The following is a 10306-nucleotide window of genomic DNA, read 5'->3' as shown; positions in this document are numbered from 1 at the left end:
CCGGCGCATAAATATAAAAACCCGTGAATTAATTTATTGACGTCGCTGACTGTGTTCGATTCAAGCATTGGGATGAATCGAGCAGGCCAACCCACCGTCGCAGATCTGATGACGCAGATAGTTGCGTTGCAGGCGGAAAATCAGCAACTGAACGAGCGTGTCTTCAAGCTTGAGGAAGAGCTGGCGTTGGCGCGGCTGCATCGTTTTGCACCGCACAGCGAAAAGCGTGTTGATCGTGTCTTCAACGAAGCTGAGCAGACTACCCTTGAGGCAGATACAGACGAAGAGCTCGCTGATACCATTGAATTACCCGACACGGGATTGCCGGAGACGGAAGCGCGGCAAGGTAAAAAGCGCGGTCGCAAACCACTGCCTTCCACTCTGCCGCGCGAACGTGTGGAATATGACCTTCCCGACGATCAAAAGATTTGTCCGTGCTGCAGTCATCCGATGCATCGCATGGGTGAACTGGTCACCGAGCAGCTTCACATCGAGGTGAAGGCCAAGGTTCTGCAAAATGCCCGGGCCAAATATGCGTGCCGCAACTGTGATCGCACCGGCATCAAAACCCCGATTGTGATCGCACCGATGCCTGCACAGCCCTTGCCGGGCAGCATCGCCACAGCATCGACGCTGGCTTTCGCGCTTGTTCACAAATATGTCGACGGCACGCCGCTCTATCGTCTGGCAAAAGCCTTCGAGCGTGCTGGCGTTCCTGTCAGCCGTGGCGCTCTTGGTCATTGGGTGATCGGTTCGAGCGAAAGACATCTTTCCCGCATCTATGATGCGCTGAAACTCCGGCTCAGATCGCAGACACTCATTCATGGTGATGAGACCACGGTTCAGGTGCTGAAGGAACAGGACAAGGCTGCCACCAGCACGTCCTACATGTGGGCATACCGGAGCGGCGAAGACAGTGCTGAACCGATCGTGCTGCTCGATTATCAGCCCGGTCGCGGGCAGCAATATCCGCAGGCCTTTCTTGGCGACTATCGCGGCATATTGGTGAGCGACGGCTATACGGCATGGCGCACATTGAAAGGCGCCAGACATATAGGTTGCATGGCCCATTCACGGCGGCGCTTTGTCGAAGCCCTCAAGGCAAGGAAGAACGGCGGCGGACCACCAGAGCAGGCGCTGAAGTTCTTCGAGCAGCTTTACCGAATTGAAAAACAGGCTCGCGATGAAAAACCGGGTGACGGTGAAACGCAGGCTGATCGCATTCGCCGCTTTCGCCAGCAACACAGCATTCCGGTCCTGAATGCCCTCAAGGCATGGCTCGACAAGATAGCTCCGAAGGTTTTGCCGGAAAGCAAGCTTGAGGACGCGGTCTCCTATACGGTCAATCAATGGCAATATCTGACCCGTTACACCGAAGACGGCAACATGCCGATCGACAACAATTTGCTGGAACGTGATATCAGAATTTTTGCTACTGGAAGAAAATCGTGGCTCTTCAGCGATACTGTAGACGGAGCCAAAGCCAGCGCTGTCGTCTACAGTCTCATGCTGACTTGTCGCGCATGTGGCGTTGAGCCGTTCGCTTGGCTCAAGCACGTCCTCACCGAACTTCCGCAGCGATCCCAAGACGCTAATATCGAGGATCTATTACCTTGGAACTACATAAGTGCCTAACGGTGACCACTAAGAGACACGCTAGTCCTAAGCTGCCACAGCGTATCAATCTGCACGAACAATACGAACCTGAAAGCAGTTGTTCCGCGCTGATCTAACATCGACGAAGCTGATGTTGTCGTGATCCAAAAGTTCGGATGCGTAGGCTACAATGTCGTTCTTAGCTACAATCCTTCCAGTGCCGTATCGGATGCGTTGATCCGCTGTGTAGCCTTTGAGCAGATAGTCTGGGCTGCTTAGTATTGGAGGAACTTCTATCCCTGACCACGGCGCGCACTCGTCGGCACACAAGAAGATGGGCCCTGTTTCTGCATAGGGCTGGGCATGGTCAAATGGTCGATAAGCCAATATCATCATCCCGGAACCTTTGGGAATGAAATTAAGACAATGACGGCAAGGGTTACCTGCTCCATCAGATAATACGTGCTCGGGTGCACAATCGTATGCATCGCGTGCACCTTTGCGCAAACCACTCACGTTGTCAGTTGGAAGCGGAAGAAACTTGATCTGTGCCATTCGGACCTCCTGAAAACCAGCTTCTAAACTTCCAGCAAGTCGAAGTTACAACAATCCGTTTCGTGCTCTTAAATTTTTTTGGAGCCCAAGCTGCCCCACGGGCGCTGTGCGGATCTACTTGTTCCGAATACCAGATAGAACGACTCGACGGGTTAAATCCCGCTGCAAGCAGGATGGGAATGTGCCGAGAAATTCGCGCTTACAGCCAGCGTGAACAGCAACCAGCAGAGAACGCCAATCGCCGCGATGCCGGAGAGGATGCCGATGAAGACCATGGTGGTGTTCTCCGTGAGATAAAGGTCTGACGGTCGCGCCTCCACCACCACCATGGCGCATTGATAGTATAGCCGAAGAGAAGGCAGGGCAGGAGCGGAAATCCCATGGGACTTCCGCTTGCGGCTCTGTCGCCTTGCCCGCGGTCAGCGGGCGAAGGGATCGATCTCGCGAACGATGGCGGCGAGTTCGCCGTCATATTCGCCGGCGGGCATGACGCCCATGGTGCCGTCGCCGGCCTGGAAGATGACGATCGAGACCATGAGGGTGGAGGCGAGGCTGAAGGCGAAGGCGTGAGCTTGATTGAGGGACATCGGACCGGCTCCTGTCTTGGAGGCGAGAGACCATCTCCCGCGCGACAGGCGCCCGATGTGTCCGGCCGATGGCCGCAATCACCGCGCAGGCAAAGCTGGAGCGGCGGCACGCTTTGCGTAGTCCGACCCTTTACGGGTTGATGGCGTCAGGCCAGCGGCTGGACCAAGGATTAGCGCAATGGAAGCGGGGGATGGTTTCTCGCTTCGACCGAGTGCTAGGATAGCCCCACAGCAATTCACTGCGTTGCATCCGACCGTGTCCTGGTCGTCCGCGTCGAAAGGCAGGATAATGCGAGTAAACGATTGCAGCCGGTTTTCATATGCGAGGCGGGTAATGACGCGCTGCGGGATGATCTGCCGGCAGTGGTCGGGCTGATCGAACGGAGTTTGACTGTACTTGGAGCATCTCTCATGCTGACGGTGATTAGACCCCTGGCGAACGCTGAAGCGGTGGCGGATTGGGCGCGTTCGGCTGGCTTCGACGACATCGTCCCCGCCAACTGGCATGTCACCATCGCGAAGACGCACGATACGGTCGACGTCGCCAACCTGACCCTGGACGCGTCGGTGCTTGTCGTTCCGACGTCCCCCCGTCGGCTTGTCGCGCGCATGGGAGGGATCATCGCCTTGAGGTTCAGGTCCGTTCCAATAGCTACTCGCCACCGCGAGTTCAGGATCGCTGGTGCTGGCTGGGAACATCGGGATTTTCGCTCCCACGTCACCATCGCCGTTGACGACAGGCGAGAGCTCGATGGTGTGGTGCCATTCGCTGGCGACCTCGTCTTCAGTGGCGAGATATGGTCGCCATGATTGAGGACGGCGCTTATGCGCCGCCTCCCTTAGGGCGGAAATCGTACAGCGGGATGCCGAGCTTCTTCGCCTTGTCGGCAAGATTGTCCTGAATGCCTGTGCCGGGGAAGACGATGACGCCGATCGGCAGAACGTCGAGCATCTGATCGTTGCGCTTGAATGGTGCCGCCTTGGCGTGTTTCGTCCAGTCAGGGGCGAAACCGACCTGTGGCACCTTGCGGGTGTCGGCCCATTTGGCCGCGATCTTCTCGGCGCCCTTCGGCGACTTGCCGTGCAGCAGCACCATGTCGGGGTGTTTAGCGTGGACCTGATCGAGCTTGCCCCAGATCAGGTGGTGATCGTTGAAGTCGAGCCCGCCGGTGAAGGCGATCTTCGGACCGGCGGGGAGCAGCACCTCGTTGTCGGCGCGCTTCCTGGCGGCGAGGAATTCCCGGCTGTCGATCATCGCCGAGGTCAGGTTGCGATGGTTGACCATCGATCCGCTGCGCGGTCGCCAAAGCGATCCGGTGTGGCGCTCGTAGTGTTCTGCGGCCTGGTCGCGCATCAGCTCGAAGGCGTTGCGGCGTTCGATCATGGTCTGGCCCTCGGCCGTCAGGCGCTCCAGCTCGACGGCCTTCACTTCGCTGCCGTCCTGTTCGCGCTGGCCGCGGCGCTGCGCCTGCTCGTTGTCGTCCAGCTCGCGCTCGATCCGTTCGTTGGCCCGGTGGAAGACATTGACGGTTGACCAGAGGAGATCGTCGAGGTCGGGCTCCAGGCGGGTGTCCTCCAGCGTGACAATCAGTGCGTCGAAGATATCGGCGATGGCGCCGGCGACATGGTCGCCCTCCGGAAGCGGTCGGGGATCGGGTTCATCCGTAAATGGACGGTAGCCGTAAAGCTGGAGTTCGCGAAGGACATGGTCGGTGGGAGAAGAGGCTTGGGTAGCGTCGTAGTCGTCGTGCTCGCTCATCGGAATGCTCCGTTGGTTCGACCGCGACCCTCGCGGCCTTCATGGCGACGAAAGCCGGCGGGCGGGCCGGACCTGCATCCGCAGCGAAGCGGAGGGCCGGAGCACAGCGGAGGATGACGAAGGCGGGCTATTTTGCCTCGCGATGGAAAGCGGCACTCGGCCGCGCCGGAAAATAGTCCGCCGCAGGCATTGCGGGTCCGGGCCGTTTGCTGGCCGATCGCCCTCTCGAAGGCCGGGGCGCGGTTCTCTCCGACCTGGTGATCATCCGAGCGATGCCGACGACGGCGCTCCTGCTGCCGACCTTCTCCTCTCGGCCTTATGTCGCAGGCTGCATGAAGCGTGCGACGTCCTGGGGCGCGATCTGAGTCCGAGTGGCTGCCCGAAGGCTGTCCAGGCCCTCCAGGCGGAGATCGTCGTTGAAGTCGCCCAGGCTCGGAGACACCACGACCGCCCCGATCCCGGCCGCGTTCGCCCGTTCGATCAACGTCGCCATCGAACCGTCGCCGGCCGGATCATTGTCGCGGGCAATGTAAAGTCGTCGCAGCGTGGCGGGGAACAGGATGGCCGAGAGATGTGCCGCCGAAAGCGCCGCCGCCATCGGCATGGTAGGGAATGCCATCCTGAGCGACAGCATCGTCTCGATGCCTTCGCCCGCCGCCATTACGTCGCCAGCCACACCGAAGCGAACGGCATGTCCGAGGAGGTCGCCCATCGCCCGTCTCGGCGTGTCGATCGGAGCCTTGTCCGAGCCGTCTGCAGCGAGCCAGGTGCGATGCGCGCCGGTCTGACGCCCGGTGAGGTCGGTGACCGATGCGATCATCGCCGGCCAGGTCTCTGTCGGGGAATGTTCGTCAGGCCGGTAGTAGCAGCGCGGATGGAAGCGCAGGCTTCCGGTTCCGTGCAAATCCGTAATGCCGCGTGTACGGAGATATGTCTTTACGAGTGTGCCCGAAATCGGCTGTGCCATCGCAAAGAGCCGCCGTGCCGCTTCGGGTGAGCCGGTCGGCGCCGGTGACTTGCGCTCGCCGTCATATCGACGGTCCGGTTCGGGATGGGGCATCGACAGGAAGGTGCGCGCCTCTTCGGCGACATCCTTGAAATCGACCAGGCCGCAACTCTCGCGGATGACGTCCAGCAGATCTCCATGCTCGCCGGTGGCGGCGTCGGTCCATTTGCCGGCGGCGCCTTTGCCGGTTTCGCCACCCTTCAGCCGCACGAACATCGAGCGGCCGGGGGTGTTGCGGACATCGCCGACCAGCCAGTAGCGCCCCTCGCGATGGCCGGAGGTGAGGTAGTGGCGGCACACCGCCTCGGCTTGCCGGCCGAGACGGATCGCCAGATCGGAGGCGTCATGCCGTGCCATCACGCCGCCTCCCGCTCGCTGACGCGCTCGACGGGATAGCGCTCCAGCACCTTGGCCAGGATAGCGGCGCCGGTCGTATCGGTCGGCACGAACATCCGCAGCTTCCACGAGATGATCTCGTGAAACAGCCCATAGGCCCGCAGGCGATCGCGCATGGCGTCGGTGAAGCCCGACAGCTCGATGCGGTTGGCGCCCATGACCCGGACGCGACGGAGCTGAAGACTCTCGGTCAGATCGAGGATGGTCTTGCCATCCATCAGCGCCATGAAGGCGTCGTCCGTTGTCAGGGTCGATGTGCCGGTGGCGAGCGCGCCGGCTACCCAGACGGCGGAGACACGGCGGCCAACGATGCGCTCGCCGTCGTCGGTCTGGAGTCGATACACCCGCGTCGACTCGCTCGGGAGGCGTTTCCAGATCGGCAGCAATAGGCCGCTGACGACATAGATGGTGCTTTCGGCATACTCCGGCACCTCGGCTACCTCGGCGTTCCATGCCGCGGTGAAGCCCGCCCGGTCCGCGTCGACCCAATGGGTCTCATCCATCATCCTGATGGGGATGTTGTGCGCCTCCATCGGTCGGATCAACCGCACGCGCCGTTCGATCTCGCCATCGTCCAGCATGGTGCTGGTGGTCGGGATCTGCACGGCGGCGCGGCCCGAACGCTCGTTGACCAGCAGCTTCGCGCCCGCATCATCGAGATGGTCGAGCGCCTCGGCCAGCGTCACGGGACGGTTTCGCTGGCGCTGGGTGATGGTCAGCAGCCGAGCCTCGGCCCCGGTGCCAGGATGGACGTGGATCGTTCGGCGGTCGGTTACGATGAAGCTCTCGGCCTGCAGTGTCTCTAGCCCGACGTCATAGCTGCCCGAGGCGATGGCGCCTTCGATCTTGGCGTTCAACAGCCGCTCGAACGCGGTGAACAGGACACCCTGAAGGTCGATGGTCAGTGCCAACAGCCTGTTCAGGAAGGTGGTGATCGGCGGCAGTTCGTCCTTGATGCCGGTGGAATCCATCAGCGAGAGGCCGGTGGCGTCCTCGAACATCTGGAGCGAGCAGCCGTCGACCTTGCCGCGCACCAACAGCAGGTAGAGCTGCCGCAGGGCGTCGCGGGCGTAGTGCGATTCCAGATTATCCTCGGGCCGGAACAGGCCCTGGCCGCCAGTCTGGCGCTGGCCGCGCGTGATTGCGCCGAGTGTGTCGAGGCGGCGGGCGATGGTCGACAGGAAGCGCTTTTCGGCCTTCACGTCGGTCGAGATCGGCCGGAACAGCGGCGGCTGCGCCTGGTTGGTCCGGTTGGTGCGGCCCAGGCCCTGAATGGCGGCGTCGGCTCTCCACCCCGGCTCCAGCAGATAGTGGATGCGCAGCCGCTGGTTCCGCGCCGACAGATCGGCGTGGTAGCTGCGCCCGGTGCCGCCGGCGTCGGAGAAGATCAGGATACGCTTCTGATCATCCATGAAGGCTTGAGTCTCGGCGAGATTGGCCGATCCGGCGCGGTTCTCCACGGCAAGGCGGTCGATGCCGCCGGGGCTGGTCTTGCGGACGATGCGGCGCGCGCGCCCTGTCACCTCAGCCACGACATCGGTTCCGAAGCGCTGGACGATCTGATCGAGAGCGCCGGGAACCGGGGGCAGCGAAGCGAGCCTCTCGATCAGGCGGTCACGACGGGCAACGGCGTCGCGGCTCTCGACCGGCTGGCCGTCGCGAAACACCGGCCGCGACGACAGGTTGCCCTCGCTGTCGGTGAAGGGCTCGTAGAGCTGCACCGGGAAGGAATGGGCGAGATAATCCAGAACGTATTCGCGCGGGGTGATGTCCACCCGGACGTCGTTCCATTCTTCCGTCGGGATCTCCGCGAGCCGGCGTTCCATCAATGCCTCGCCGGTCGAGACGATCTGGATCACCGCGGCATGGCCGTCGGCCAGGTCCTGCTCGATCGAGCGGATCAGGGTCGGCGTCTTCATCGAGGTCAGCAGATGGCCGAAGAAGCGCTGCTTGGCGGATTCGAAGGCCGAGCGGGCAGCGGACTTGGCCTGGCGGTTCAGAGTGCCGGAATCGCCGGTGATATTGGCGGCCTGCATCGCCGCGTCGAGATTATTGTGGATGACGGCGAAGGCCCCGGCGTAGGCGTCGTAGATGCCGGTCTGCTCGGGGGTGAGCTGGTGCTCGACCAGTTCGTATTCGACGCCGTCATAAGACAGTGAGCGGGCGGTGTAGAGGCCGAGCGAGCGCAGGTCGCGGGCCAGCACTTCCATCGCCGCCACGCCGCCGTCTTCTATCGCTTCGACGAATTCGGCGCGGGTCGAGAACGGGAAGTCCTTGCCGCCCCAGAGACCGAGGCGCTGGGCATAGGCGAGGTTTTGGACGGTGGTCGCGCCGGTTGCCGAGACATAGACGATGCGCGCATTCGGCAGGGCGTGCTGGAGCCGAAGGCCCGCACGGCCCTGCTGGGAGGCGGCGACATCGCCGCGTTCGCCCTTTCCACCAGCGGCGTTCTGCATGGCGTGGCTCTCGTCGAAAATGATCACTCCATCGAAGTCGGAACCCAACCATTCGACGATCTGCTTGACGCGGGAAAGCTTCTCGCCGCGATCGTCGGACCGTAGCGTGGCATAGGTGGTGAATAGGACGGCTTCCGAGAGTGTGATGTCCTTGCCCTGCGGAAAGCGCGACAGCGGCGTGACCAGCAGGCGCTCCATGCCGAGCGCCGACCAGTCGCGCTGGGCATCCTCCAGCAGCTTGTCGGATTTGGAGATCCACACCGCCTTGCGGCGGCCCTGCATCCAGTTGTCGAGGATGATGCCGGCTGACTGGCGGCCCTTGCCGGCGCCGGTCCCGTCGCCGAGCATGAAGCCGCGGCGGAAGCGCACTGAGTTCGGCGCGTCGTCGGGCGCTGACGAGACGACGTCGAAAGTCTCGTCGAGCGTCCACGAACCAGCGAGGAAGTCGGCATGCGCCTCGCCAGCGTAGATAACGGTTTCGAGCTGGGCGTCAGAGAGCAGGCCATCCGAGACGATGTTTGCAGGCAGCCGGGGCTTGTAGCTCGGCCTGGGCGGCGCGACCGAGGCCATCGCGACGGATTGCACAAGCTTGGTAGGGTGGGCCTGCGCCCCGGGAATACGGATCGCCTGCAATCCATATTCTTCATAGATCGCGTCGGTGATCCGGCCGTCTTCGGCGGGCGTCCAGTCCACGGTTTCATAGGGGAGTTCGACGCCTTCCGGCTCGATAGACGCGGGCGTGGCGGGCGCGGCAGTGGTACGGGCGCGGTATCCGCGAATGGTGCGGGGCGACGCGGCGGACGCCGAGGTTTTCACTGGCGGCAGGGTTGCAGTCGGACGCGGCGGAACCTGTGTCGCGATCCAGCCGAGCAGCGTACCGACGTCGGGCGCGATGCCTGGCGAAGGGGGAAACGCAGAACGATCGTCGGCCGACAGCTTGTCAATGACCGTTAGACGCGTGTCGAGGGTCGTGCCGTGCTTGGCATAGGCCGAGCCGTCCACGGCCGCGGTGAAGACGACGCGGCCACGCTCCTGAAGCCGGACGAAGGCCGCTGTCCAAGTCGGATGCTCGGGGCTGAAGTTGGCGCCGGTGATCGCGACCAGCCGCCCGCCATCGGCGAGCCGGGCCAGTGCCGAAGCAACATGGCGATAGGCGGCGTCGGCCACGCGGCCGGAGACGTTCGCCATGACGGAGAATGGCGGGTTCATCAGCACGACTGAGGGGGTGGCGTACGGCGCGAGATGATCGTCGATCTGGGCTGCGTCGAAGCGCGTGACGGCGACAGCCGTAAACAGCGCAGTGAGCAGATCGGCGCGGGTCTCGGCCAACTCGTTGAGGAGGAGCGTTCCGCCTGATATCTCGGCCAGGATGGCGAGCAGGCCGGTGCCAGCCGACGGCTCCAGCACGATGTCGCCAGCAGCAATGGAGGCGGCCGCCACGGCGGCAAGGCCGAGTGGCACCGGCGTCGAGAACTGCTGGAGCGCCTGCGATTCTTCCGAGCGCCGGGTATGCGTCGGCAGGAGCCCGGCGATCTTTGAAAGAGCGGAGAGACGTGCAGCCGGAGATGCGGCTTTGCGGAAAAGCGCCTTTCCGTATTTACGCAGGAAGAGGACTGTCGCGACCTCGCAGGCCTCATAGGCCGCCTTCCAGTCCCAGGCGCCGCTGGTGTCGGATGCGCCGAAGGCTGTTTCCATCGCTGCACGAAGGATCGCGGCATCGAGGCGCTGGCCGCGTTCGAGATGTTTGAGAAGCTGTTGCGCCACGGCGAGGGTCTGGGACGCACGGGTGACGGGCGCGGCCGCAAGGGCCACGGGAGACAGAATGTTCATGGAAGGAACCTTGGGAGAGCGGAAGAGACAAGCTCGGTTGGCGCTCTCTCTCGACCGCCCGAACTCGACCCGCCCCGGCCGTCCTCTTCCTCTTGTCCGCTGACATAAAAAAAGCGCGCGA

General features: G+C 62.7%; 8 protein-coding genes. 3 read left to right on the top strand and 5 right to left on the bottom strand.

Annotation, left to right across the window (positions count from 1 at the left end):
* Positions 1–72 precede the first annotated feature (72 nt).
* Positions 73–1635: an IS66 family transposase gene (gene tnpC / locus ABE527_RS20140; protein WP_499698113.1), complete on the top strand. Its 1563-nt coding sequence runs from the start codon at positions 73–75 to the stop codon at positions 1633–1635.
* Between the two features lie 45 nt (positions 1636–1680).
* Here the strand turns inward: tnpC and ABE527_RS20135 are convergent, their stop codons facing one another.
* Positions 1681–2151 (bottom strand): DUF1203 domain-containing protein, encoded by a 471-nt coding sequence (locus tag ABE527_RS20135; protein ID WP_499698112.1) that lies wholly within the window; start codon positions 2149–2151, stop codon positions 1681–1683.
* A 179-nt stretch (positions 2152–2330) separates the two neighbouring features.
* Here ABE527_RS20135 and ABE527_RS20130 point away from each other — a divergent pair, with 179 nt between their 5' ends.
* Entirely contained in the window at positions 2331–2456 is a 126-nt protein-coding gene (locus ABE527_RS20130) for a hypothetical protein (protein ID WP_499698111.1), read from the top strand.
* Positions 2457–2570: 114 nt separating this feature from the next.
* Here the strand turns inward: ABE527_RS20130 and ABE527_RS20125 are convergent, their stop codons facing one another.
* Entirely contained in the window at positions 2571–2738 is a 168-nt protein-coding gene (locus tag ABE527_RS20125; RefSeq protein WP_499698110.1) for a hypothetical protein, read from the bottom strand.
* 411 nt (positions 2739–3149) lie between these two features.
* On the opposite strand from ABE527_RS20125, the gene ABE527_RS20120 reads away from it, so the two are divergent.
* On the top strand, positions 3150–3548 hold the full coding sequence (locus ABE527_RS20120) for a hypothetical protein (RefSeq protein ID WP_499698109.1): 399 nt from the start codon (positions 3150–3152) through the stop codon (positions 3546–3548).
* 13 nt (positions 3549–3561) lie between these two features.
* On the opposite strand, the gene ABE527_RS20115 is transcribed toward ABE527_RS20120, so the two are convergent.
* From ABE527_RS20115 to ABE527_RS20105, 3 genes are all read right to left on the bottom strand, one after another.
* Positions 3562–4497, bottom strand: coding sequence for a DUF2493 domain-containing protein (locus ABE527_RS20115; RefSeq protein ID WP_499698108.1), 936 nt, complete (start codon positions 4495–4497; stop codon positions 3562–3564).
* A 316-nt stretch (positions 4498–4813) separates the two neighbouring features.
* The gene (locus ABE527_RS20110; protein ID WP_499698107.1) at positions 4814–5860 is read right to left on the bottom strand and encodes a DUF7146 domain-containing protein; all 1047 of its coding nucleotides are present in this window, start codon (positions 5858–5860) and stop codon (positions 4814–4816) included.
* Positions 5860–10185, bottom strand: a complete 4326-nt coding sequence (locus ABE527_RS20105) for a strawberry notch-like NTP hydrolase domain-containing protein (RefSeq protein WP_499698106.1) — start codon at positions 10183–10185, stop codon at positions 5860–5862. The genes ABE527_RS20110 and ABE527_RS20105 overlap by 1 nt, the downstream gene beginning before the upstream one ends.
* Positions 10186–10306 lie beyond the last annotated feature (121 nt).

It is taken from the genome of Brucella sp. TWI432 (genome assembly GCF_039674445.1).
GTDB lineage: Bacteria > Pseudomonadota > Alphaproteobacteria > Rhizobiales > Rhizobiaceae > Brucella > Brucella chromiisoli.
This window is presented reverse-complemented; position numbering and strand designations above follow the sequence as displayed.

Coding starts and splice junctions, on each gene's coding strand:
- tnpC (WP_499698113.1), top strand. CDS start 73: ATGAATCGAGCAGGCCAACCCACCGTCGCAGATCTGATGACGCAGATA.
- ABE527_RS20135 (WP_499698112.1), bottom strand. CDS start 2,151: ATGGCACAGATCAAGTTTCTTCCGCTTCCAACTGACAACGTGAGTGGT.
- ABE527_RS20130 (WP_499698111.1), top strand. CDS start 2,331: ATGTGCCGAGAAATTCGCGCTTACAGCCAGCGTGAACAGCAACCAGCA.
- ABE527_RS20125 (WP_499698110.1), bottom strand. CDS start 2,738: ATGTCCCTCAATCAAGCTCACGCCTTCGCCTTCAGCCTCGCCTCCACC.
- ABE527_RS20120 (WP_499698109.1), top strand. CDS start 3,150: ATGCTGACGGTGATTAGACCCCTGGCGAACGCTGAAGCGGTGGCGGAT.
- ABE527_RS20115 (WP_499698108.1), bottom strand. CDS start 4,497: ATGAGCGAGCACGACGACTACGACGCTACCCAAGCCTCTTCTCCCACC.
- ABE527_RS20110 (WP_499698107.1), bottom strand. CDS start 5,860: ATGGCACGGCATGACGCCTCCGATCTGGCGATCCGTCTCGGCCGGCAA.
- ABE527_RS20105 (WP_499698106.1), bottom strand. CDS start 10,185: ATGAACATTCTGTCTCCCGTGGCCCTTGCGGCCGCGCCCGTCACCCGT.